Source organism: Acinetobacter sp. NPDC052428, assembly GCF_044547685.1.
Lineage (GTDB): Bacteria > Pseudomonadota > Gammaproteobacteria > Pseudomonadales > Moraxellaceae > Acinetobacter > Acinetobacter lwoffii_G.
In genome coordinates this window covers 15621-39417 of sequence record NZ_JBIUAT010000015.1, presented here as the reverse complement: position 1 = coordinate 39417, position 23797 = coordinate 15621, and the positions used below count along the sequence as shown (strand labels likewise).

Annotated in this window: 23 protein-coding genes; 18 read left to right on the top strand and 5 right to left on the bottom strand. The window is 36.0% G+C overall.

Annotated features, from left to right (window positions below):
* Window positions 1-22 precede the first annotated feature (22 nt).
* The 4 genes from ACIG3F_RS09680 to ACIG3F_RS09665 all read right to left on the bottom strand — a co-directional run bounded on the left by ACIG3F_RS09680 (window position 23) and on the right by ACIG3F_RS09665 (window position 3651).
* A complete protein-coding gene (locus ACIG3F_RS09680) occupies window positions 23-298 on the bottom strand; it encodes a hypothetical protein (RefSeq protein ID WP_016807023.1) in 276 nt (91 codons plus the stop codon).
* 126 nt (window positions 299-424) lie between these two features.
* The gene (locus tag ACIG3F_RS09675) at window positions 425-943 is read right to left on the bottom strand and encodes a molecular chaperone DnaJ (protein ID WP_163172852.1); all 519 of its coding nucleotides are present in this window, start codon (window positions 941-943) and stop codon (window positions 425-427) included.
* Between the two features lie 343 nt (window positions 944-1286).
* Entirely contained in the window at window positions 1287-1751 is a 465-nt protein-coding gene (locus ACIG3F_RS09670; RefSeq protein ID WP_396469921.1) for a hypothetical protein, read from the bottom strand.
* 709 nt (window positions 1752-2460) lie between these two features.
* Window positions 2461-3651 (bottom strand): replication initiation protein, encoded by a 1191-nt coding sequence (locus ACIG3F_RS09665; protein ID WP_004644776.1) that lies wholly within the window; start codon window positions 3649-3651, stop codon window positions 2461-2463.
* Between the two features lie 1187 nt (window positions 3652-4838).
* Here ACIG3F_RS09665 and ACIG3F_RS09660 point away from each other — a divergent pair.
* Both ACIG3F_RS09660 and ACIG3F_RS09655 read left to right on the top strand, forming a co-directional pair.
* Window positions 4839-5111 carry a hypothetical protein gene (locus ACIG3F_RS09660; protein WP_004644775.1) on the top strand — a complete coding sequence of 91 codons (273 nt, stop codon included), beginning with the start codon at window positions 4839-4841 and terminating at the stop codon, window positions 5109-5111.
* 11 nt (window positions 5112-5122) lie between these two features.
* Window positions 5123-5443, top strand: a complete 321-nt coding sequence (locus ACIG3F_RS09655; RefSeq protein ID WP_004644774.1) for a hypothetical protein — start codon at window positions 5123-5125, stop codon at window positions 5441-5443.
* 25 nt (window positions 5444-5468) lie between these two features.
* Here ACIG3F_RS09655 and ACIG3F_RS09650 read toward each other — a convergent pair whose 3' ends face one another.
* On the bottom strand, window positions 5469-5714 hold the full coding sequence (locus ACIG3F_RS09650) for a hypothetical protein (protein ID WP_004644773.1): 246 nt from the start codon (window positions 5712-5714) through the stop codon (window positions 5469-5471).
* Between the two features lie 471 nt (window positions 5715-6185).
* Here ACIG3F_RS09650 and ACIG3F_RS09645 point away from each other — a divergent pair, with 471 nt between their 5' ends.
* The 16 genes from ACIG3F_RS09645 to ACIG3F_RS09570 all read left to right on the top strand — a co-directional run bounded on the left by ACIG3F_RS09645 (window position 6186) and on the right by ACIG3F_RS09570 (window position 23425).
* Complete coding sequence (locus ACIG3F_RS09645; RefSeq protein ID WP_004644772.1) at window positions 6186-6464, top strand: hypothetical protein; 279 nt, start codon at window positions 6186-6188, stop codon at window positions 6462-6464.
* A gap of 283 nt (window positions 6465-6747) precedes the next feature.
* Window positions 6748-9000, top strand: coding sequence for a type I DNA topoisomerase (topA, locus tag ACIG3F_RS09640; RefSeq protein ID WP_396469920.1), 2253 nt, complete (start codon window positions 6748-6750; stop codon window positions 8998-9000).
* Window positions 9000-9677 carry a lytic transglycosylase domain-containing protein gene (locus tag ACIG3F_RS09635; RefSeq protein ID WP_396469919.1) on the top strand — a complete coding sequence of 226 codons (678 nt, stop codon included), beginning with the start codon at window positions 9000-9002 and terminating at the stop codon, window positions 9675-9677. Before topA ends, ACIG3F_RS09635 begins: the two co-directional genes overlap by 1 nt.
* 134 nt (window positions 9678-9811) lie before the next feature.
* Window positions 9812-10117 carry a TrbC/VirB2 family protein gene (locus tag ACIG3F_RS09630; protein ID WP_004644768.1) on the top strand — a complete coding sequence of 102 codons (306 nt, stop codon included), beginning with the start codon at window positions 9812-9814 and terminating at the stop codon, window positions 10115-10117.
* Window positions 10117-10443, top strand: a complete 327-nt coding sequence (locus ACIG3F_RS09625; RefSeq protein ID WP_005407440.1) for a type IV secretion system protein VirB3 — start codon at window positions 10117-10119, stop codon at window positions 10441-10443. Before ACIG3F_RS09630 ends, ACIG3F_RS09625 begins: the two co-directional genes overlap by 1 nt.
* 7 nt (window positions 10444-10450) lie before the next feature.
* On the top strand, window positions 10451-12913 hold the full coding sequence (locus ACIG3F_RS09620) for a VirB4 family type IV secretion/conjugal transfer ATPase (protein WP_396469918.1): 2463 nt from the start codon (window positions 10451-10453) through the stop codon (window positions 12911-12913).
* Window positions 12914-12915: 2 nt separating this feature from the next.
* On the top strand, window positions 12916-13233 hold the full coding sequence (locus tag ACIG3F_RS09615; RefSeq protein WP_396469917.1) for a hypothetical protein: 318 nt from the start codon (window positions 12916-12918) through the stop codon (window positions 13231-13233).
* 23 nt (window positions 13234-13256) lie between these two features.
* Window positions 13257-14282: a type IV secretion system protein gene (locus ACIG3F_RS09610; RefSeq protein WP_163172835.1), complete on the top strand. Its 1026-nt coding sequence runs from the start codon at window positions 13257-13259 to the stop codon at window positions 14280-14282.
* 11 nt (window positions 14283-14293) lie between these two features.
* The gene (gene virB5 / locus ACIG3F_RS09605) at window positions 14294-14992 is read left to right on the top strand and encodes a P-type DNA transfer protein VirB5 (RefSeq protein WP_163172833.1); all 699 of its coding nucleotides are present in this window, start codon (window positions 14294-14296) and stop codon (window positions 14990-14992) included.
* Window positions 14993-15154: 162 nt separating this feature from the next.
* Window positions 15155-16003, top strand: coding sequence for a virB8 family protein (locus ACIG3F_RS09600; protein ID WP_396469916.1), 849 nt, complete (start codon window positions 15155-15157; stop codon window positions 16001-16003).
* A gap of 11 nt (window positions 16004-16014) precedes the next feature.
* Complete coding sequence (locus ACIG3F_RS09595; protein WP_396469915.1) at window positions 16015-16905, top strand: TrbG/VirB9 family P-type conjugative transfer protein; 891 nt, start codon at window positions 16015-16017, stop codon at window positions 16903-16905.
* The gene (gene virB10 / locus ACIG3F_RS09590; protein WP_248604048.1) at window positions 16905-18326 is read left to right on the top strand and encodes a type IV secretion system protein VirB10; all 1422 of its coding nucleotides are present in this window, start codon (window positions 16905-16907) and stop codon (window positions 18324-18326) included. Before ACIG3F_RS09595 ends, virB10 begins: the two co-directional genes overlap by 1 nt.
* A complete protein-coding gene (gene virB11, locus ACIG3F_RS09585; RefSeq protein ID WP_396469914.1) occupies window positions 18307-19419 on the top strand; it encodes a P-type DNA transfer ATPase VirB11 in 1113 nt (370 codons plus the stop codon). Before virB10 ends, virB11 begins: the two co-directional genes overlap by 20 nt.
* Window positions 19416-21845 carry a type IV secretory system conjugative DNA transfer family protein gene (locus tag ACIG3F_RS09580; RefSeq protein ID WP_163172817.1) on the top strand — a complete coding sequence of 810 codons (2430 nt, stop codon included), beginning with the start codon at window positions 19416-19418 and terminating at the stop codon, window positions 21843-21845. Before virB11 ends, ACIG3F_RS09580 begins: the two co-directional genes overlap by 4 nt.
* 10 nt (window positions 21846-21855) lie before the next feature.
* Window positions 21856-22137: a hypothetical protein gene (locus ACIG3F_RS09575; protein ID WP_163172815.1), complete on the top strand. Its 282-nt coding sequence runs from the start codon at window positions 21856-21858 to the stop codon at window positions 22135-22137.
* Between the two features lie 10 nt (window positions 22138-22147).
* Window positions 22148-23425, top strand: a complete 1278-nt coding sequence (locus ACIG3F_RS09570) for an LPD7 domain-containing protein (protein WP_396469913.1) — start codon at window positions 22148-22150, stop codon at window positions 23423-23425.
* Window positions 23426-23797 lie beyond the last annotated feature (372 nt).

The window sequence follows — 23797 nt, the reverse complement described above, 5'->3', positions numbered from 1 at the left end:
CTCCCATTGTGGGAGGTCTAGCTTAATCGGCTAAGTTATAAGTAATTCTGTAATCTTCAAAGTAACCATTTTCATTATCTCCCCTTCTGATTCTTTCAATATGAGTAACATTTTGAGCTACTCGGCAATTAATCATGATTTTTTCAATTTCTTGGAATAGTGTTTTTTCATCAAATATTGGAAACCAAATATTATTATTTGATCCAGTTAAAACCTTATGACTGCAAAAATGAATCAGTTTACCTGTAGGATAGTTTGTAAAGATTGCAACTATTGAAGCTCGCATATTAATACCCATTTTATTTCAGATCGCCCGATGCGTCCTGATGAAAAACATTATATCAGTCCACCTGTGGACATTCAAGAAAAAGTTTAGTCATGACTAAGAATATTAAAAAAAAGCCCCCTTTCGGGGACTTCTCCTTTAAGCAGTCAAAAGTTTTTTATCTTCTGCCATTCTGGTTTTTTTAACTTTCTGGCTGCCGTGTAAATCTCGCATTTGATCTAAGGTCATTCTGCCTCGACCATTTGATTTTTTACCAATGAAAACCCATTTACATTGCACTCGATTCCAGACAAAACCCGCTTCTTTTAATTTGTCTTTGTGCTGCTTAGTATCACCAGAAACCCAAACCCAAACGCCAATAATTTCAATATCTAAACCATCCAGATTAATAATTGCATCAATAGCCTGTTTTACTTTTTTCTCAACTTCAGAGTGTTCTGAACGGCTTGACCAGAAACCACGCCCATTTTCGGAACTATCTTGATACTGATCTTTTGATGCTTCATTAATAATGCGATTTAAAAGCTGTTCATATTCGCTATTAATCTCCTGCATAACTTCGGTTTTACCGCCACGATCAGGATGATTTTTGAAAGCTAGTTTTTTGTACTGAAGTTTTAACTCGTCTAATGATGTAACTGATGAAAAATGTTTCATGTTTAAATACCTGTTTTATTTCAGGTCGCCCAATGCGTCCTGATAAAATCATTATATCAGTCCACCTGTGGACATTCAAGCAAAAACTTAGTCATGACTAAGTTTTTTAAATGATATAAATTTATAAAAAATAATTAGTTAAGTATTCTGTCTGGTCTGCTTTTCTAATGCTTATATTTACGTTTCTTAGGCTGCTGATAGCCTTTTTTCATCTTATTTCTGGCTACTCCACATCAAACTCACCAACACGCTTAAATGAGCTTAAAACACACAAGATGAAAAATCTTTTTCCCTTAGTCATGACTAAGAAATTATAAAAAAATCCCCTTTTCGGGGATCTCTTTTAAATTGGACAAGAATTAAAAATTATATGGAATGGATCATTCCTATAAGCTGTCACTCTATATGCTTTAAGGCGTTTTTTAGTGTATGGCTCAAAGGTCACTAAAAAGTGTGAGAATAGCCCACCTCCCAACTGTTCAGGTAGCATGAACATTTCAAAGTTAAAACCTCCATACGTGCGGGCAGGGGGAAGAATATTAAACATTTCATCATATTCAGTTAGTGAAATTTCAATCGGTTCTAAATAGTTATTCTCTTTCTGAAAGAAATCTTTTTCAGTCATAACTGAAGCAGCAGCAAAGCTTTCTCTATAACTGTTTTGTAATTCTAGTATTAATTGACCTACATTCTTTTTAGTAAGACAGCAAACATATTGTTCATTAAGATTGTCTAAGTAGCCAAAAAAATGGACTGATTCAACTTCAGATTTCTTTAATGTATATATTAAAACTAAATCCTGATTCATAACTAAATACCTGTTTTATTTCAGGTCGCCCGATGCGTCCTGATAAAAATCATTATATCAGTCCACCTGTGGACATTCAAGCAATAGCTTAGTCATGACTAAGAAATATAATAATGTTTAGTTAAGATCCCTAGAAGGTATATCAGAGCAAAGTGTCTACTTTGCGAACTGAAGCAATCAGTTAAATTTTCTCTTCCCTGATTACCGTTGCAAGGGGCAAGCGAAGACGACAAAATCTGTGATTTTGTCGAGCTGACCGCAGCACCGCAACTGCTCCCATTTGTTCCAGTAGCAGTATATACAAAGCTATTCCGGAGGGTAGCGACCAGATAGCATAGAAAAATAAAAAATGTAGGGATAAGTAAGGCAAAAACTAAATTCTTAAAGACTTATCAGACTGGATTTATTAGCAAAATATTACAGGTTTGGCCAAATCTTGGGAAACATTAAGTTATTGTTTTTATTATATGGGGGTAAATTAATATTCTAAAAAGATGGCAAAATATTCCACTTAGGCTAAATGCAAATATTTAGTCATGACTAAGGTATCAATCAGCTAATTATTAAATTTTACTATTTGAATGCGAATAGAAAAGATACTTTTTATATAGATTAATAAGAATTTTTGAAGGTTTTAAATTAAACCTCCATATTGTCTTAAATTAGCGGAGTCTGTTTAAGACAATATGGAGGGTATGCCTTTTAGATATTAATCCTGATCGTCCTTCTTATCATTATTGCTACTAGTAATAATCCCTCGTTTTGCCTGTAACCAGAAGTAATAGTCCATATCTATTGGCTTATGTGCATTAAGCTTATCTAACTTTTCAGTTAATAGAGTTCGCATGATTACTTTAGAAGTATCCTCGTCTAAATTACCTAAGAAATATCCATAATCTAGTAAAAATTCTTCGCAATTTACTAAGGTGCTAATTTGTTTCGGAGATACCTTTACTGGTGGTTTGAAATGCTTAATCCGATCAGGTGCTTTAAAGTGTGATCCATCATCACTAAATGGAATCGCAGCAGCCAGATAACCCTTTTTCATTTTATCTATAAATTTAAGGTGTCCTTGCTCTTTATATTCAGTTTTCAAGTTAAACATAAACTTAATAGCAACTACTTCCTTTCCGTTTTTTACGTTCTCAAATTTAACATTAATATTGCTAAGTTCGTTAATTTCATCTTGAGCCACATTTAAAACACGGCTTTTAAAATTGGCCAGCTCTTTATATTTATCCTCACATTCAAGCATCCATCTTAATTCTTCCAGATCAATAGTGACCTCTGATGTGCGCCACATATAGCTCATTAAGATCCGATACAAGCGAAGGGAATAGCTCGAATTAAATAAGATAATATGCTTCAGTTCATGGCTACTAAATGATTTAGTTTTTTCATCTACTTTTTTAACTAAGTCATAAAAATACTCAAAAAATTCTTTTGCAAATCTGACCTTTATACATTTACTTACTTTGTCATAATGGCAATAAGTCATCATCGGAACTTTAGCAGGTTCATCAGATAAACCATCTTTAACCAACATTGTTGGGTTATCAAATTTTGTATAAATACGTTTTAAAGCGGTTTCCGCATTTCTCTGAATTTCACGTTTATCTGTTGTTGTAAGTACTTCCTTTCTGGCCATTGGAGAAGTCAATTCTCCAAAGTTTTCGCTGCTCACATAAATAAAATCGTCATGAGTAATTGAGGTATTATTTTTTAGCTCATTCTTTCTAACGATGATCATTGCACAGTACATAAGCTTCTCAAGATTGAGATCAATGCTATATCTGGCTGTAGGGAAATCATTGCGGGTCACAACTAAATCGGTCAATTTTGCCCTTGTATTAGATTGGGTATAGTCCTCTAAACCTTGTGAACCAATAATTTTCTGCATTATTTTGTAAATCCGTTATATCTATCAAGATCATTATAACTATACAAGTATCTTTATCAAGTATAGTTATTTAATAACTTTTTAATCTATTGTTTTTTAAGATAAAAAATATAAAAAGTCTTTTAAATACCTCTATAACCCTATAGTAGTATAAAAAAAATAAATATATTTTATTATTATCTATTTTGTTTTATTTCAATTACTTACGATGCGACAAAACGTATGGCTATTTTTAAAACAAATACCTGATAAAAAATAATCAATTTTAGATATTTAAATAAAATTATTACATATCATATACTTAGGCTGCGACAAAACGTATAGTTATGGTTTTAAGCCTATACAAATTTCTTCTTTTACCCCAAACAATAAAAATAGCTCTTAAATTTAATTATCTATATAAAACAATGATTTATTATATATATAAGAATCTAGTTAATTCCTGAAAAATATATATAATCGTATTCAGTAAGCATAATTGCAGGTTTGCGACAAAACGTATAGTTATGCGCGGAAGTTGCGACAAAACGTATAGTTTTGGGAGTACAAAATAGGTTAAGGCTAAAAAATACGCAAAAATATAATAAGTTAGAGTTAAAAGCCTAATTAATTACTGATTTTTTAGCAAAATTTAGCTATTTTTTGTATGCTGTTGATAAATCTGTGGATTATCTGCGACAAAACGTATAGGTATGTGACAAAACGTATAGTTATAGCGACAAAACGTATAGTTATAACGACAAAATGTATAGTTGTAGCGACAAAACGTATAGTTGTAGCGACAAAACGTATAGTTATGAACTTATAAGCTTATGTTTTACAAACAGAAATTAATGCTCTTAAACTGTTTTAAACACTCCTAAACTTTAATTAAACTCTTTTTAAATCTGATTCTAGTTTTTTTAAAAAGTTTTTAGAAATGTTTAGAAGATTATTAAAGTGATATTTACATGACAAAAAAGGGAAGGGATCTAAAAAAATATAAGTTTTGATATATACAAACTTTTTACAAAAGTTTTAACTTTTTTGTTAAAGTTTAAAACTTTTTCATATATATTAAAATTGTTTAAAAATAATTGGTGTTTTTGTGTCTTTTACACACAGTAACACTTCAGTTACATTTTTAAATTAATTATATTTTGTAAGAATCCGCACTTCACTTTCAAAAAACTAGGAATCTTGCAGAAATGGCTTTAACCATGAATGACTTGAAAACAGTCGATGACTTCAATGCCAATAACTATGGTGTTGAAATTGGTATGAATGAACAGTTCCAATATTTCGTGACTGTAAAAGTAAATAATGTTGATCATGTTATTCATACCGCATCAGGAAAAATTCGATTCACACGGAATTTACCCTTCTTGATTCAAGAGATTTGTTCAATGTGCAGTAATGCCAAAACAATATCTCTAAACTTTGAAGGCAAGTTATTCGTACTGGAAAACTCATTTAAATAGAGCGACTACTTGTGTATAAAAAATTTATTTTAGGTTTAACCTTAGCTAGTGCTTCTGCCTTAGTTGCAGCTAAAGACGAAAATTATGGCTGTCGTGCTTTTATGTGCTTTGCTGGCGGTCTTAATATTTCTGAATGTCAGTCTACAATTCGTGACGTAAAAAAAGATTTGGCTAAAGGTAAAGGCTTTCCTCATTGTTCTTTCGTTAGCAGTAATCAAGACGGATCTGTTGGAGGTGGAGAAGGGCAACCTAAAATTTCATCTTATACAAATAATAAAAGAGTTTATCTTTATGTAGATGACAAGTTAGTTACTACAGTGAAAAAGTCCTAAGTTTTTGCAAGAAAAAAAGCCTGATTTAATCAGGCTTTTTTTCTTGTAATTGTTTATAAAAAATTCTCAAAACTTCTTTGACGGCTACACTTTTTCCTTGTTTTTCCCCGCCATAAATATCTTTTAAGTATTCCAAGGCTTCCAGTGCTTCAACATCTTCAGGAACATCCATATTGAAATAAACTGAAAGTGGAGTTTTGGTTGAAGCCTTTTTTCTATATCTTTTTCTACGATCTACTACCTTTTGTGCTGTTTCTGTTTCTTCAGTCATAACTTATCCTATTTAATGAATGTCCACAGGTGGATATTAAGTCCTTTTCAAATAATTTACTACTTTATCTGTTCGCCACCCTGCGGGATGGCTTTGTATATCCCGCTACTGGAACAGATGGGAGTAGTTGCGGTACTGCGGTCAGCTCGACAAAATCACAGATTTTGTCGGCTTCGCTTGCCCCTTGCAACAGTAATCAGGGAGGGGAAATTAACATATTGCACCAGTTCGCAAAATAGACACTTTGCTCTGAGATACCTTTAGGGGGCTGGATTAGATAGGTAATATAGATGCCTGGATAAACGCTGCAGCTTGCAGCTTTTATCCAAGCATCGAGGTTTTTAGTCATGACTAAAACAGATTTTAGCTAAAATATTTAAATTTATTTAAATTCTTTAAAAAAACCTTACCAAGATTACCTAAATTGATGATAATGCACCTTTGTTACGGGTGTTTTAAAAGGTTTTATGGATGACTGATTTTATAAATATTGATCCTGATTTTTCTATTTCAGAGGTGGTGCTTGAGGAATCTAATAAACAAGAATTTATTAAAGAGTTAATTATTAATGAATTTGAGGGTGGATTTTTTATTACAGCAAAACTGGCATGGTCAGGCCAAAAGGTTTGGACTTTAACAACAAGACGAGAAAAAGATAAAGCTAGGATCTTTAAGGATCTGACTAGGCTTAATGATTTCTTGAAAGAAAAAATTTATACAGAAGAAGTAAAAATAATAAGAATCAAGTAAAAAAATACAAAAGCCATTTCCAATATGATATATTTTGGAAAGTATACTTTAAAGCTCTAAGACGGGATTTAAGAAAATGGCTATAAGTTTAAATAAATATGGAAATTTTTTAAAATTTTTTCTAGTTATTTCATGTGTTTATCTTGTGTGCTTCATGCCACAAGATGCACTGCTTTTAGAAATCCTTGTAGATTTCACTAAATTTCAAGTAGTTGCTTTCTTATATTCATCTTTTCTTTGTGGGCTTTCGAGTTTCCTAAATTTCACAATTTGGAAATAACCCATGAATCTTGTAATCGTTGAATCTCCTAACAAATGTTCAAAAATTGGAAGTTATTTAGGATCTAATTTTAAAGTTGTGGCCAGTGTTGGCCATGTTCGGGATCTACCAAGAAAAGGCTTAGGTATTGATATAGCCAATGATTTTGCAATGGAATATTCATTTATTCCTGATGCTAAAGTTAATGACAGAACTTTTGACGGTGGCGAAAAACGTATTGAAAAAATAAGAGCCTTTTTGAATAAAGCAGACAAGATTTATTTAGCTACCGATCCAGACAGGGAAGGTGAAGCTATTTCATGGCATTTAAAAGAATGTTTAGGTCTGGAAGATGGTCAATTTGAACGAATAGAATTTAATGAGATTTCAGAAAAAGCTATTAGAGAAGCCATTAATAATGGGCGTGGTTTAGATTATCAGCTTGTATATGCTCAAGAAGCACGTAGGGCTTTAGATCGTCTGGTGGGCTATCTAGTTTCCCCTATTGCATCTAATCTTATGGGGCAGACTTCATCTGCGGGGCGGGTACAATCTCCTGCTGTTTTAATCGTTGTCCTTAGAGAAATCGAAATCCAGAAATTCAAAGTTACTAACCACTTTGGCGTTAATTTGAGTTTTGATAAAGAGCCTAAAAAATGGATCTCGCAATGGGTTACAACGGATTTTGTAACTGAGGATCAGCCTTATATTTTAGATCGTTCCTTAGCTGAAGAAGTTGCAAAAACTAAGAAAGTTAAAGTTTTAAACTGCACTGAAAAAACAGAGTATTCAAATGCTCCTTCTCCGTTCTCTACAGCCCTACTTTTACAAGCTGCTAGTGTAGCTTTAGGCTTTAGCCCTCAACAAACGACCAAAGCAGCACAGGCATTATTTGAACAGGGGGCAATTACTTACATTCGGACTGACGGCCTAAATATAGCTGATGAAAGTGTAGAAGAAATCTTTGCTTATGCTAATGAACATCAATTTTCTTTACCTGAAAAGCCTAATAAGTTTAAGGAAAAAGATGGGGCGCAAAATGCACATGAAGCAATCCGACCTGTTCACATAACTGATAAAGATCTAGGAAATTCACCAGAACAAAAAGCTTTATATCAATTGATTTGGGAACGTACTATTTCAAGTCAATTGGCCAAAGCTGAATATAAAGCCGTTACTTTGGAATTACTGTCTGAAGATGGAAAATATAAGTTCCATGCTAAAAGCCGTGAGTTAATAAAAAAAGGGTGGATGGTTTTTGGGCAAGACTGCCTGAATGAAGATGAAAACGAGCCTTCAGGCGTGGTGCCGGTCTTAGAAGTTGGTTCTGTAGTTGATGTTAAAAGCGGTGAAGTTATTGCAAAACAAACCAAGCCACCAAAACGCTATACAGAAGCTTCACTAATTAAAAAATTGGAAAGCTGCGGGATTGGTCGCCCCTCTACTTATTCATCAATCATGGGCAATATTCTGAATAAGGGCTTTTTAGAGGTAGAAAAGAAAGTTTTAAAACCCACTAAATTAGGGAATGATCTAATTGGTAGTCTGTTAAAAGCTAAGTTTAGCTTTCTGGATCTGCACTATTCAAAAGAGATGGAGTTGCAGCTAGATAAAATTGCATCTGGTGAAACTTCATATAATTCGGTTGTTTCTGCCTTATACACTCAACTTGCTCAAGAGCTAAGTACAGCTTCAAAACTGACAGCTATAAACGCAATACCTTGTCCAAAGTGTAAGAGCCAGTTAAAAAAATTTAAGAATACTAAAACCAATCAATTTTTTTGGATTTGTAGCAGTGAGGACTGTAAGCACTCGATGGATGACGACAAGGGTAAACCAGTCGAAAAAGTTATTCATTCATGCCCTAAGTGTAAAACAGGTCGCTTAAATAAATTCCAAAATTCGCAAACTAAAGAATATTTCTGGATCTGCAATGATCAGGAATGTAAGCACTCGATGGATGACAAGAAAGGTCAGCCAGTAGAGAAAATTAAATATCCTTGCCCTAAATGCTCAACGTCATTATTCAGATCCAAAAAAGAAGGTAAAGATCCGATCTGGTTCTGTCCTAATCGGGAAACAGATTGCAAAGTCTTTTTGCCTGAAGTTAATAAAAAGCCACTTCTTGAAGTCTATTCATGTCCTCAATGTGCCAGTGATTTAAGACGGATCAATGGGGCAAATGGCTATTTTTGGGGATGTACCAACTATAAAAATGGGTGCTCCGCTACTTATCCAGATCAAAAAGGTAAGCCAAAATTTGAGGTGAAAAAGTAATGATTGATTTCGTAGTTTTGGCACAACAATGTGCGCCACAAGTTGATGTAAATATTGCGTCTGCAATTGTTAAATCTGAATCCTCATTTAATCCTTTTGCGATAGGGGTTAATCGTGCCGCAGGTCTTAAAAAACAGCCGACTAGCTATGAAGAAGCTGTATCTGTGGCCAAAAGATTAATTAGCCAGGGACGAAATATTGATGTTGGTTTTGCTCAAATTAATAGTGCTAATTTCAAAAGACTAAATCTTAGTGTCGAGCAAGTTTTTGATCCCTGCACTAATCTAAGCGCAATGCAATTTATCTTTAATGACTGCCGAAATAGGGCAAAAGGCAAAGATATTTATAAAGCTATGTCTTGCTATAACACTGGCAACCATTCATCAGGATTTAGAAATGGGTATGTAGCGAAAGTATCAAAGAATTTGAACTATTTTGCTAATGGCTCAACTAATACCATGCCTGTAAAATTCAATCCTCCCGCACCTCCTATGAATAGCTCTGAACAGCTTGCATATTTTGCTGCTAATGCAGATATGCCTAACTCCAATGGATATACAGAAAATACCGAACATCAAAGCCTTCCAGTAGTGGAAAAAAGGCCTTCATTTTTTTTAACCAATGGCACAGGCTTTAAAGAAAAAGAAAAAAGTTATAAACATTCTATGATATTTTAAAATATTTTCAAAAAGTTTAAAACTTAGTGTAATATATTAAAAAATTAGTACCAATGAACAGTATTTGATTTCCCGAGAATATCGTCATTGGTGATTAATGCGCTAGGTTTTAATTGCTTCACTTGGAGAAAATAATGAAAGCAAATCAAACGCAAATAACAACGACTAAAACGACTGGTATCAAAGCAAGCGTATTGATGTTGTTCATGACGTTAATCTCAAGCCCTGCTTTTGCTCAAATCTCAAAAGTTAATACGGTTATGGCTAATGTTCAGTCAGTCTTAGCGGGTGTGGCTGTAACTGTATTTACCATCACTATCATGTGGGCTGGCTTTAAATTGGCTTGGCAACAAGCAAAGTGGTCAGACATTTCTAACATCGTTATTGGGGGCATTTTGGTAGGTGGTGCTGCGGGTATCGCTGCTTGGCTGATTAACTAATGTCGAATTTTTCTGATCCAATTTTCAGGGGTTGCACTCGTCCTGCCATGCTTTTTGGCGTTCCAATGTTGCCTTTTTTGTTGGTGACGGGGGTAGCAATTCTTTTAGCGGGTTGGTCTTTTTATCTACTTAGTGCCTATGTGACTTTATTTATAGCAGCTATTTATGTGCCTATTTACTTCTGGATGCGGGCAATAACAAAAGTAGATGACCAACGATTAAAGCAAGTATTGATGCGGTGGCGCATAAGAGGGAAACAGATCCAGAACCATCAAAAATGGGGAGCAATCTCATTTTCGCCACTTAAATTAAAGAAAAGGAAATAACAATATCATGCGTTCAAAACAGCAAGTTAAAGATAGCGCAAATGCTGAAGTCGCAATTTCAGACTATCTGCCGTTTGGTAATCATGTTTCCAACAATGTTATTAAGCTTAAAAATGGTGAATACATTGCTACATGGAAATTAGAAGGCATTTCGTTTGAAACAGTTGAAGCCGATATTATTAGAATCCGTAAAGAAGGATTAAATAATTTTTATCGTGCTTTAGGTGGCGGTCACTTTGCTGTTTGGACGCATAAGATTCGTAGGGGAGTTAATGAACGTCTAAATGGCGTTTATGAAAATGATTTTATTGCTGATTTTAATGAAAGATATTATCAGCAGTTTCAGGGTGAAAAGAATAAACAGATGGCTACTGAATTGTATTTAACAATTCTTTATCGTCCTGAAATTTCCAGATTAACAAAGATTTTTAAGAGTAAAGCTAGTCGTGATCCAGTAGCCCTGAAAAAGCAGATTAAGCGGGATCTCGATATTTTGGATGATGTAGCCAAACAGGTTGAAGCAAGTCTATATCACTACAATCCAGAACGTCTGGCGACCTATACCAAGAAAGGTTTTGTCTACTCCGAAATGTGTAATCTGCTTGGTTTTTTAACTAATGGAGTTTGGGAAGAAATCCCTTTAAGACAGGCTAATCTTGATCAATATATTCCAAGTAGCCGCTTGTTCTTTGGTGACAAAAATGGCTATTTACAGATCAAACATCCTGAAGCTCAAAAATATGTAGGCTTTCTGGATATTCAAGAATTTCCACGTTTATCAGAATCAGGAATGTGTAATTCCATCCTGTATGGAAACTATGAATACATTGAAACTCAAAGTTTCACGGTTTATGGAAAGCGTGATGCTGTAGATAAATTAAAAACAATTAAAGGCCAACTAAATTCTGTAGAGGACGTTTCAGATCAAGAGATTCGTGATATTGATCTGGCTATGAGTGAAGCCAATAGCGGGAATTTCCAGTTAGGCGAATATCACTATACGCTTGCGATTTTTGGCGATTCACCAAATCAAGTTGCTCTTAATGTTTCGACTGCCAGAACTGCTTTATCAGATGAAGCAGGGTTCAAAATGGCTGTAATTGATACTGTTCCTGAATGTGCATGGTTCTCGCAATTAGCGGGTAACTTTAATATGCGTCCAAGAGAAGCATATCTCACAAGCCTAAATTTTTCTGCTTTAAGCCCTTTTCATAACTTCGCAAGAGGTAAGCGTGACGGCAATCCTTGGGGTGAAGCACTAGCTTTATTTAAAACTCCAAGTGGCCAACCATTTTACTTTAATCATCATGTTAGCCCAGATAAGCAAGATTCTACAGATGACAAGATGCCAGGTAATACGTGTGTCATTGGAACAACTGGTGTGGGTAAAACAACCCTAGTCATGGCCATGATGATGTTTGCTTGTAAGTATAAAAATCTGAAGGGTGTTTTCTTTGATAAAGATAGGGGCGCAGAAATTGGGATTAGACGGATTGGGGGTCAATACTATGCCTTAGAGCGTGGTGTACCAACTGGCTTTAATCCGTTGCAGCTACCACCGACTGAAACAAATATTCAGTTTGTAGAAAAGCTTGTAAAAATTCTGGTAGGTGGCGTTCGTAATGCTGCTGAAGATCTGGAAATCAGTCAGGCTGTTCGTACCATTATGCGTGATGATATACCGTTAGAACTCCGCAGACTTTCAGCTTTATATATGAATCTGAAAGTAAATGGCGGGGGTGATTCGCTTCAGGATCGTTTAGCTAAATGGTGTAACACTGCTGATCATGACGGAAATTTATCTTGGGTCTTTGATAATCCATACGATACTCAAGACTTTTCTAAAGCCAAAATGCCAATCTTTGGTTATGACTACACGGAATTTTTAGATGATCCAGAAGTCCGTACACCAATCATGGCCTATCTATTACACATCACAGATTCATTGATTGATGGTAGTCCGTTTATTTATTGGATGGACGAGTTTTGGAAGCCATTAACAGATGAATATTTCAAAGATTTTGCCAAAGATAAGCAGAAAACTATACGTAAATTGAATGGTCTAGGTGTCTTTATGACGCAGTCCCCAAGTGACGTTTTAGATTCTGACATTGGTAAAACAATGGTTGAACAAAGCGTTACTCAAATCTTTTTACCTAATCCTCGTGCTGATTACGATGACTATGTAAACGGCTTTAAGGTCACTCCGCAAGAATTTGAAATTATTAAAGAGCTAGAAGAAAACTCACGCATGTTCTTAGTTAAGCAGGGTAGCCGTTCCGCACTCTGCAAAATGGATCTAGGCGAAATGCGTGACGTTTTACAGATTATTTCAGGCTCTAAGGACAATGTAGAACTTCTCGAAAATCTCATGAATGAAGTTGGTGAAGATCCTAACGATTGGGGCGAACTTTTCTTACAACGGATCGCAGAACGTAAAAAATTAATTTCAGAAAAAGGAGTTGCTTAGTCATGACTAAGTTTTTAGCACTATCTGGTTTGTTGGTTATTTCTACTTTAACAACTGCATGTTCTGATGATAAGGAACAGGTTAAGCAGTTAAAAGAAGAAGTGAAGGCTGCACAACAATTAAAACCTCAAGACTTAACTGCTGAACAGCAAGAAGAACTGAAGCAGCGCAAGGCTAGAGCATCCCAAAAGGGCAATATTCTTGATGAATATGATCCTTCTGCACCTCAAAAACCAGTAAAACCAGTAAAACCAGTAAAACCAGAAACCAAAAAAGGATCTGGAAATATTCTTGATGGATATAACCCAGATTCAAAATAATTAAGGATTCATAGGGGATTGCAATGGCAATTATTACTACATTAGAAACAAAAATTGATTCTCTATTAGCAAGTTACGTGACAGGTGTTAGTAGTAATATCGCTTCTGCAATTGTTCCTATAGCTTTGACTGCTGCAACAATTTATATCCTGATCATTGGCTACAATATTGCGACTGGTGCACAAGAAGATTCTATTTATACCGCTTTATGGAAGTTTTTTAAGATCGCTTTTGTTGGTGGAATTGCTTTAAGTGCGGGAGTCTATCAATCCTTTGTTGTTGAAGCTATTAACGGATTAGCTATCGGATTAATTCAGATTGTTAGTCCAGGCGGTGAAACTTCGCTGGGTGCTTTACTGGATCAAGTGAGTGTGCCGTGGGGTGAATTAATCCAAAAATTAGGTGAGGAAGCTCAATCTGCTTCTGGTGTTTTTCCTGATATTGGTTTGTATTTATCTGCTGCTGTTGTTTCTGTTGCTCAATTCTTATTGTTCTTTATTGGCACTGGTCTATATCTGCTTGCAAAAATCAGTCTGCAACTATGTTTAGGGGTCGGTCCCATATTCATTCTATGTGCAATGTTTCCTGCTACACAAAAATATTTTGAAAGTTGGCTTTCCCAAACTTTGAGCTATGTTTTCACCATAGGCTTTATCACAGCAATTATCAGTATGCTCTTTGCCTTCGTTTCAGGCATGTGTACGCAAATCGCTAATAACTTTGATTCGGGTGACATTCTTACTTCTGTAGTTTCCCTCTGTATTGTTGCGGGAACTATTGTAGTGATCATGTGGAATATTCCAACGATGGCTTCAGCTATTACAGGTGGGGCGGGTGTTCAAGGTGTTGGTCGTGCTGTAGCTCAAGCTATTACTAAAGGTAGTGGCGGTAATAATTCAAAATCTGACAGTGCTTCATCTACTTCTACCACTGGGGGAAGTGTTCAAGGGAATTCTAGCAGCTCTAATAATTCTAATAGCTCGAATACAGGAGGATCTAAGCCGTTATATCAACGACATACTCTCTCTAACCTCAAAAGAAACAAATAGGAATTTTTCTAATGAAAAAACAATTGTTAGCTTTGGGTTTAGGTTCATCTTTGTTTATTAGCGGTCAAGCCAAAGCAGGTATTCCTGTCATTGACGGTGCTAACCTTGCTCAAGCTGTTCAAAATATGGTGGCTTGGGGTGAGCAATACAATCAGATGGTGAACCAAATCCAACAGGCAAAACAGCAATATGATTCCATTACTGGTATTCGTGGTTTCGGTGATGCTGTCAATAATCCATATCTTAAAGACGTGATTCCAAGTGATGTTGCTGAAATTTATAAAGGTATCCAACAAGGCGGTGTCAATGGTATGACTTCAGCAGCTAGAAACATTCGTGATGCCACAATGGTTTATGACTGTGCTTCTAGAACTGGCCAGAACTATAAAACCTGTCAAGCTGCATTAAATAACAATGCACAAACACAGGCTTTAAATCAGCAAGCGTTAGGTGTTGCGGATCTGCGTACTGAGCAAATTGATAATCTGCGTAAACAGATCAATAACACTACTGATGCTAAAGCTATCGCTGAGTTACAGGCTAGGATTCAAGCGGAACAGTCACAAGTTGCTAATGATGCAAATCGAATTGCTTTGATGCAAGCGCAAGCGCAAGCGCAAAAAGATGCAGCACAACAGCTTGAAATTGAAGGCCGTTTAAAACGTGCTGCCCAAAAAGGCAACATTCTTGACGGTTATACTGGTAACTAAACTTTTAAACAAAAGCCCATTTCTTTTGAAATGGGTATTTTTTTTGCAATTTTTATGAATATATTGAATCAATATAACCAAAGTATATTATTTTGGTTTACGGTTTTTATATTTTTTGGCATACTTAGAGAAATAACTCTAATAGGGTCTATCGGGTCTATCATGAACAAACTTAAAAAAGTATCTGCTGCTGAAGAAGCTAAAAGCTATGAAAAAGCTATGGATTGGGAAGCAGATATTATTGCAATGCGAGCTAAGTCAGAACGTAAAGCTTGGACTATTGCAAAAGTAGCGGTGGGCGTGGCCGTCTTAGAAGCTATTGGACTAGTTACATTAGCTCCAATGCGTCAGACTGTACCTGTTGTTTTCACAGTAGATAAAGCTCAAGGAAATGTTGAATACGTGGGCGTTGTTGATGACCAACAAGTAAAAGGCAAACAAGAATTAATTGATAAAAATAACATTACTCGCTATGTAACCGCCCGCGAGAGTTATTTCTATCCTTTATTACAGCCAGATTATGATTTAGTCATGACTATGAGTAGTAATCAGGTCGGTAATGACTTTGCTTCACTCTATGAAGGTGATACTGCAAGAGATAAAAAGTACGGTAAAAAATATGAATTAAAAGTCGATGTGATTTCTGTCCAAACTAATCAGGATGAAACAGGTTTTACCGCTAGTGTCCGCTTCACTAAGACTTTGCATTCAGTCGAAGCTAATCGTGATGAACAGCCAAAATATTATATTGCAAGTATTCGATATGAATATGCTCCGAACAATCTAAATAAACTTACAGAAAAAGATCTAATTAAAAACCCATTCGGCTTTAAGGTCGTGGGCTATCGTGTCGATCCTGAACTATCTCCTAATAGACCTGTAGCGCAAGCTGCGGTTATTGAACCTAGTCAGCAAGTCTATGTTCCGATTCAACAAGGCGGGCCTGTTGTTCAGCCACAAGCTCAACAAGGTGGGGCTGCTGTTCAGCCACAAGCTCAACAAGGAATGTAAAGGATCATTACATGAAAAAATTAATTCTTGCTTTGGGTTTAGCGGTGCATGGGATCTCTTATGCAGCAATTACGCCTAAAGCTTTGCCTACCGATTCACGTATTAGAACAATCAATTATGTTCCTAATGATGTTTATCGAATTACTGTCAAAAAAGGCACTGTAACCCGCATCGTATTAGGTGAAGATGAAAGAATTTTAGAGCGTGGTGCTGCTACTGGATATCCTTCAGACTGTGAAAAGGATGACACCAATTGGTGTGTTTTTGCGGATACTGGATCAAATTTAGTATGGGTGAAGCCAAAAGATAAAGCTACGCGGAATAACTTAGAGTTACGCACTAATAAGCGTGATTATAGTTTTGATTTTCAAGTCCTAAATAATGCTAAAGAAAAACCGATGTATCGTGTTGTCTTTAAATACCCACAAGAAGAAGAAAAACGTAAACAGCAAGAAGCTCAACGCTATAAAGCTTATACAGCACAATTAAAAGAAGAAAGCCAGCTTACTGAATTTTTGGTTTTACAGCATCGTTTAGCCAATGCTGCGCCTATCCCTAAAAATTGGAATTATCGTCAAGCTGCAAACAGAAAAGGGAAGCATTTTGTTCCAGAAATGCTATTTGATGACGGTCGTTTTACCTATATGCGTTTTAAAGGAAATACTGATATTCCAGTCGTATTTATTGACGGTACGGAAGGGGAAGAAAAAGTTAATTTCCATATCAGTAAAGAAGATCCAAAACTTTTGATTGTTGAAGCTCTAGCTAAAAAATTTGTTTTACGTCAAGGAAAAGGCGTAGTGAGTATTTTCAATGAATCTTATGATCCTGTCGGTGTTGCTCCTCAAGATGGCACTACTGTAGAGGGTGTTAAACGTGTCATTACTGCGGATATGAACTAATGAATATTAATGAACAAAAACCATTAGATGATCAAAAAGCTCCTGATGAAGAATTTAAAGAATCAGAAAATGGCATTGTGTCTGTCAATGAACGTGGGGATCAGGAAGATGGAAAAGGAAAAAAAATAGCGTTTATTGCAGTTATGGCGGTACTTTTTACAGTTATAGCTGTCTTTGCCTATAACTTTTTTTCAGATAGTAGTGATGCTGATGAAGCAGCTCAATTAAAAGAAAGTCAGATTGATCCAAGCCTAGATGCTTCAGCTAAAAGACGGGATTTTACTAATACTGATCCTGTTCCAATGGATGCAGGTCAAAATGCTCAATTTCAAAGCATCGATGCCTGTCAAGATAAAAGTATTCCTAGACAGCTAACAGACAATAACGGCAATGCTTTAACTTATAACGGAATGTTGGTTTTTCAATGCCAAAATGGTCAGCAGATTTTAAGACAGCCTGAAGCTGCGCCAGTAGTTGAACAGCAAGCAGCAAATCAACCTGTAGTAATTCAGCCACAGCCACAACAACAAGCTCAATATGTACCTTTAAATAATGGAAGCCGTTACGGTGGCGGGATCTTTGTCAACTCTTCACAACAAGGCGGGGCGGTTGGTCAGCCGTCAAGCATGAATCAACAAGCAGCTTATAACCAAGTAACAGGCATGATGAAACAGTTTGAACAGGATCAGAATAGTAATAGCCGTTCTGGTAATTTCTCTGGATCTGGTTTGATGTCTTTAGCGCATGATGATGATGAACCTATGCAGCAGCATCAGCCACAACAAGCTACAACTAACATGGCTAATCATTCCTCTAATAAAGTCCAGGCTAGGTTTATTGGGGATCGAAATTACTTAATTGCTAAAGGTCGTGTAATCCGTTGCAACCTGTCAGTTAAAGTCGTTTCAGAAATTGGCGGTATGGCTTCATGTGTCCTTCCACAACCTGTTTATTCTGATAATGGTCGTGTAGTCCTTGCTGAAGCGGGATCTGAAGTCATTGGAGAATACAAAAGTATTGCAGCACAAGGGCAAAGACGTTTAGGTATCATCTGGTCACGCTTAAAAACTCCACATGGTGTTATTGTCGATATTGATTCTCCCGCAGCAGACCATTTAGGAACAGGTGGTTTAAGTGGTCGAGTAGATAACCGTTGGGGCGCACGTATCGGTGCAGCGTTTATGCTTTCTTTAGTTCAAGACGCTATTGCTTACGGTATTTCTAAAGAAACAGGCGGGAACAATAGCACTCCTTATATGCTTCAAAACACTTCAGACATGGGTAAATCAATGGCTGAAACAGTGTTGAATGAAACAATCAATATCAAGCCAACAATTTATAAAAATCAGGGTGATGTAGCTTCAATTTACGTGGCCAAAGATATTGATTTCAGAGGTGTGTATGAACTCCGCGCAAAATAATGTTTTAAGCAAGGATGTAATGGTTAGACAGCTATTACTTCCATTAGAAAAATTCTTAAAAACTAAAGGGGTGACTGAAATTGCAATTAACGCACCTAACGAAGTTTGGACGGAATCTAATAAAGGATGGGAAAAGCATTCTATAAATCTGGAAATGGCGCAAATAACAGCTTTAGCTAATGTTATTGCTACCTATACCAATCAACGGATTGGCCAAGAAAACCCTATATTATCTGCTCAATTGCCTGATGGAGAGCGTATTCAGATTGTTCTACCGCCAGCCATTGAAAATGGAACGGTATCAATGACAATCCGTATTCCTGACGAGTCAAACCGATCATTTCAGGAATATAAAGATCAAGGCTTTTTTGACCACTTCAGATATGGGAAATTTAATGAGTTTGAGCAGTTTAAACCTGTATTACGTACTGAAGATATTAAGCTAGTCCAGTTTTTAGAAAACAAAGATCTTGATGGATTTTTTAAATTCGCTGTTCAATGTAAGAAAAATATTGCAGTTGTTGGTGATACTGGTTCTGGTAAAACCACTTTCATGAAGGCAATTTGTCAGTACATTCCTAAAGATGAACGTCTTGTCACTATTGAAGATGTACGTGAACTTTTTGTTCCACATGAAAACAAGGTTCACCTACTTTATTCTAAAGGTGGTCAAGGTAAAGCTAAGGTAACTCCATCTGATCTGATCGCTAGTAATATGCGTATGAAGCCAGACCGTGTATTACTTGCTGAATTACGTGGTGGAGAAGCTTTTGACTTTCTGAAACTACTTACAACTGGTCACAGTGGATCTATTACAAGTTATCACGCTGAAAGCTGTTCATTGGCTTATGATCGCTACGTCTTTATGTGCAAAGAACATGAACAAGCAAATATCTACGATGCCACTACACTAAAGGAATTAGTTGCTTTAACCATTGATATTATTGTTCATGTTGAAGTGAAGAAAAAATACGATGATGAAAGTAATTTAATAGGTAAAGAACGCTTTATTTCTGAAATCAAATTTGATCCTGTTTCTAAAGTTAAGGCTCAATTTGGTGATGCTGAAATTATTGTAGGGGATAGGGCGTGAATAAAAAAATTCTGATCCTACTCCTTGCAATTTTTTTAGCGGTCGTTGGTTTCTTTATTACTAAATATCTGGCCGGTGTTCTTTATTACTTAGCTAATAAGACCAATCCATTTCCTGAAGTGAATCTGACAACGTGGGGGTATTATTGGGATTTATATGCACACAATGTACCTGCACAAAAGAAAAAGCTGCAAGGTGCCTTGATCGCTGCACTATTTATCACTTTTGTTCTCCCTGCTTTAGTCATTGCTAGTCTGTTTAATAAAAAACAGTCGTTACACGGTGATGCGAGATTTGCCACAACAAAAGAAATTCAGAAATCTGGATTGATGGGAAATAAAGGAATTTTAGTAGGGAAATATCATAATAAATATTTAATGCTTGGCGGTCAGCAATTTGTACTTCTGGCTGCTCCGACACGAAGCGGTAAAGGTGTAGCGATTGTTATTCCTAACCTTCTAAACTATTCGGATAGTGTAGTTGTACTGGATTTGAAGCTTGAAAACTTCCTATTAACTTCTAAATTTCGTGCTAAGAATGGCCAGAAAGTTTATCTATTCAGCCCATTTTCTGAAGATCTAAAATCTCACAAATGGAATCCATTTGATACCGTTAGTCATGACGAAAATTTTAGAGTAGGTGAAATTCTAGCTATTGGTCGAAGTTTCTACCCTGTGACTGGTGATGCTAAAACCGATTTCTGGAATGACAATGCTAATAACTTATTTCTTGGCCTAGCCCTATATCTATTTGAAACTGAAGATCTGCCTGTAACTATGGGTGAGGTTTTAAGACAGAGTTCAGGTAAAGGTAAGCCAATTCAGGATCATATTAGATCTATTATTGATGAAAGAGCGCAAAGTGATAAACCGCTTAGTGATACTTGCCTAGATGCTTTAAACCGTTTTTTAAGTTCACCAGACAATACGCTCGGTAACATCATTTCTACTTTTACCTCACCTTTAACGATTTTTGCGAACCCGATTGTGGACGCTGCAACTTCATCAAGTGACTTTAAACTTGAAGATGTACGCAGACAAAGAATGTCTATTTATTTTGGTGTTCAACCTAACCGCTTAGGGGATGCTAAGAACTTAATTAATCTGTTTTATTCACTCTTAATTGATGTGAATCTAAAAACACTGCCACAACAAGATTCATCTTTGAAATACCAGTGCCTAGTCGTGAATGATGAAGCAACGGCTGTCGGTAAAGTAGCGAAAATTGCAGACGCTAACTCATTTATTGCGGGTTATAACATTCGTTTATTAACAATTATTCAGTCTATTGGTCAGTTAGAAGACGTTTATAAAACTCAAACTAGGGGGCTTGTAACTAACCATGCTTTGCAGATCATTTACCCGCCTAGAGAACAACGAGATGCTAATGAATATAGTGAAATGCTTGGCTATTTCACTTTCAAAGCAAAATCTAGAGGCCAAAGCCGTTCTATGGCATGGGGGCAAGGTGGCTCTAATTCAGAAAATGAATCAGATCAAAGACGAGCTTTAATGCTCCCTCAAGAGTTAAAAGAATTGTCGCAAGATAAAGAAATTATCTTTATGGAAAATACAAAACCTATCATGTGTGAAAAGGCTAAGTATTTTAATGACAGTGCTTTTGTGGATCGCCTAAAGTCCGTTTCTCCTAGCATGAAAGCAATTAAAGGTTTTCCAACTCACAAGCAATTAGAAAAAATTGCCTTTGAGGATCTGGAACTTTCAATTCCTATTCCTGATTTAGACGTAAAGCTGCATAAGGCAAAAATTGAAAAACGTATAACTGAAATTACTACAGTGGAACAGGCTGAACAGATAGATATTTCTAGCTTAGTTATCCCTGAATTTAAGTTAGATAAAACAGTTTTTGAAGATCCAGAAAATCCACAACCTGAAGAATGTCTACAAGTGGTCGATCAATTCTTTGGGGCTGTTGAATGGGAAGAAGATACTGAAGCGCAAAATATTGTCGATGATTTCTTTAGCCAAGTGGAAGCTAGTGCTGAAAATCCAATAGAAAACCTAGTTGCAGTAGATGAACCAGAACAAACGGAAAACCTTATTGCAGTTGATGACACTGAATTTAGTCATGACGAAATGGAAAATCTGATTGCAGCAGATGAATCAGATCCTCTGGCCATGATTGCAGAAATGGAAAATCTGGTTGCAGTAGATGAATCAGATCCTCTGGCCATGATTGCAGAAATGGAAAACCTAGTTGCAGTAGATGAACCAGAACAAATGGAAAACCTTGTTGCAGCAGATGAATCAGATCCTCTGGCCATGATTGCAGAAATGGAAAATCTGGTTGCAGTAAATGAACCAGAACAAATGGAAAACCTTGTTGCAGCAGATGATCAACAGCTAACTAATTCAGATATTGATGACGTTTATCGAGCGTTTACAAACCAAGTTAATTCTAAATAAGGAAACTATTATGAAAAAAATCTCTCTTACATTAATCAGCCTTGCGCTATCTTTTTCAGTTGTGGGCTGCGCATCAAATAAAGCTGTAACCAGTCCTAATGGCTTTTCATCTAAAGCAGTTAATCAACCTGACACTGTTAAAAACTATATGCAAAGTATAGTTGTATATCAGCAAAATAAAGATTTAAGCACTGAAACTGAAAGACAAATTGCACTTCTAACAGACAAATATATTCAAACAAAAATGATCATTGACGAAGCAGCACGTCGCCAAAATATTTCTAATCAATAAGGACTTGATCATGACTGAAGCAAACAAGGTCGATAAACCTAGTTCTAATAAAGAACAAACAGGCTATACCAAGCTTGGCAAGACGCTAGAAACTAATCAAGCTGAGGTCAATTCAATTGAAAAAGCTGAAAATATAGATATTTCAAAAGGTTTAAAAGGTATTAACCAAGATCCTGAAGAAACTAAGGTAACTGATACCAAAAAGTTAAAAACTGATGACAGTAAAGAATCTAGTGAAGAAGGTATACCTAAAGCATTGCTCAATAAATATTATGTGGTAGATGACAAATATCACTTTAAAGGTAATCCTGAAAAAGTAGCTTTTGAAGATTCTGGAAAAGCCTTAAAAACCACAATTGATGATAAGCATATTGCTGCTTCAATGGTGGAGGTAGCAAAAGCTAAAAAATGGGAAACAATACAGGTTAAAGGCTCTGAAGAATTTAAACGGAATGTATGGCTTGAAGCTTCAATGAAGGGCATGATAGTAAAGGGCTATGAACCTCGTGATATTGATCTAGCCTTGCTCAATGATATGAAAAAAGAACAAGGTAAAGAGGTAGTTCACAATACTATTGAAAAGGGTAATGAACGCCAGAAAGAGAAGTCTTTAAATGAGAAGGATAAAGTAGATCCAGCACAGGAACGGAAGGAAAAAATTAATAACCTGTCAGAACAGGAAAAAGCTTTACTGAGAGTTTTTGATAAAAAAATGAAAGCAGACGGTTTCACAGAAAAGCAGCGCACAGCCAGTATAGAAGTTGCGGTTGAACAGCTTAATCAGAAAAAAATGCACGTTGGAAAATTAGTAGATCATGGCGCAGCACCTTATAAGCATGATCCTAAAAATAACAGCAGCTACTATGCCACTATTGAAAATAGTAAAGGTGAAAAAAATACAATCTGGGCGAAGGATCTGGAACGTACTTTGAAAGAACAAAATATTATTAAGAATGATGATATTGTCCTGACCTATAAAGGGTCTAACAAAGTCGAAGTGAATACTAAAGAAATTGATCCTAAAACTGGACTGCCAACAGGCGCAAGAGTTCAAACATTAGCAAATAAAGGGAAGTGGGAAGCCCAAAGCTTGAGTAAATTGAAAGAAACAACTGAAAAAGCTCTAACCAAAAATGATAAAACTAAGCTTCAGATTCAACACAATACCGATATTCAAAATCAGAAATTTCATAAGCCAAAATTAACGGCTTATGATGCCAATGCTCCAAAACAGCAGCCACAAATTAAAACTCAAGAGAGAACTAAAAATAAAGATATATCCCGATAATCTAGGCCACGAAAACACCCATTAAGAGTGTTTTTTTATATCTCGTTACTGGATCAAATGGGAGTAGTTCATTTTCTGCAGTCGCCATTTAAAAAGCACAGCTTTTTAAAGCTCGCTTGAAAATCAACGGTAATCAGGGAAGGGAAAATTTAACTGATTGCGTCAGTTCGCAAAGTAGACACTTTGCTCTGATATGTCTGCTATGGATCTGCATTAGATAGTTAGAATAGAGGCTTGAATAATAGCTGCAGCTTGCAGCAATTGTCCAAGCATCGGGATTAGACGTTTTAGAGATTATGGACCAGACAATAACATTGGCAGTCCATGATCTACTAAAACTAATAGAAGGTTAAACTTTGGATATTACTTGTT

Bases quoted from the DNA above. Each gene is read 5' to 3' on its own strand.
- ACIG3F_RS09665 (WP_004644776.1), bottom strand. From the start codon at position 3,651: ATGCAGAAAATTATTGGTTCACAAGGTTTAGAGGACTATACCCAATCT.
- ACIG3F_RS09675 (WP_163172852.1), bottom strand. From the start codon at position 943: ATGAAACATTTTTCATCAGTTACATCATTAGACGAGTTAAAACTTCAG.
- virB10 (WP_248604048.1), top strand. From the start codon at position 16,905: ATGAATATTAATGAACAAAAACCATTAGATGATCAAAAAGCTCCTGAT.
- ACIG3F_RS09615 (WP_396469917.1), top strand. From the start codon at position 12,916: ATGACTAAGTTTTTAGCACTATCTGGTTTGTTGGTTATTTCTACTTTA.
- ACIG3F_RS09595 (WP_396469915.1), top strand. From the start codon at position 16,015: ATGAAAAAATTAATTCTTGCTTTGGGTTTAGCGGTGCATGGGATCTCT.
- ACIG3F_RS09680 (WP_016807023.1), bottom strand. From the start codon at position 298: ATGGGTATTAATATGCGAGCTTCAATAGTTGCAATCTTTACAAACTAT.
- ACIG3F_RS09635 (WP_396469919.1), top strand. From the start codon at position 9,000: ATGATTGATTTCGTAGTTTTGGCACAACAATGTGCGCCACAAGTTGAT.
- ACIG3F_RS09650 (WP_004644773.1), bottom strand. From the start codon at position 5,714: ATGACTGAAGAAACAGAAACAGCACAAAAGGTAGTAGATCGTAGAAAA.
- ACIG3F_RS09620 (WP_396469918.1), top strand. From the start codon at position 10,451: ATGCGTTCAAAACAGCAAGTTAAAGATAGCGCAAATGCTGAAGTCGCA.
- ACIG3F_RS09570 (WP_396469913.1), top strand. From the start codon at position 22,148: ATGACTGAAGCAAACAAGGTCGATAAACCTAGTTCTAATAAAGAACAA.
- ACIG3F_RS09575 (WP_163172815.1), top strand. From the start codon at position 21,856: ATGAAAAAAATCTCTCTTACATTAATCAGCCTTGCGCTATCTTTTTCA.
- ACIG3F_RS09660 (WP_004644775.1), top strand. From the start codon at position 4,839: ATGGCTTTAACCATGAATGACTTGAAAACAGTCGATGACTTCAATGCC.
- ACIG3F_RS09610 (WP_163172835.1), top strand. From the start codon at position 13,257: ATGGCAATTATTACTACATTAGAAACAAAAATTGATTCTCTATTAGCA.
- ACIG3F_RS09630 (WP_004644768.1), top strand. From the start codon at position 9,812: ATGAAAGCAAATCAAACGCAAATAACAACGACTAAAACGACTGGTATC.
- virB5 (WP_163172833.1), top strand. From the start codon at position 14,294: ATGAAAAAACAATTGTTAGCTTTGGGTTTAGGTTCATCTTTGTTTATT.
- virB11 (WP_396469914.1), top strand. From the start codon at position 18,307: ATGAACTCCGCGCAAAATAATGTTTTAAGCAAGGATGTAATGGTTAGA.
- ACIG3F_RS09670 (WP_396469921.1), bottom strand. From the start codon at position 1,751: ATGAATCAGGATTTAGTTTTAATATATACATTAAAGAAATCTGAAGTT.
- ACIG3F_RS09645 (WP_004644772.1), top strand. From the start codon at position 6,186: ATGACTGATTTTATAAATATTGATCCTGATTTTTCTATTTCAGAGGTG.
- topA (WP_396469920.1), top strand. From the start codon at position 6,748: ATGAATCTTGTAATCGTTGAATCTCCTAACAAATGTTCAAAAATTGGA.
- ACIG3F_RS09600 (WP_396469916.1), top strand. From the start codon at position 15,155: ATGAACAAACTTAAAAAAGTATCTGCTGCTGAAGAAGCTAAAAGCTAT.
- ACIG3F_RS09625 (WP_005407440.1), top strand. From the start codon at position 10,117: ATGTCGAATTTTTCTGATCCAATTTTCAGGGGTTGCACTCGTCCTGCC.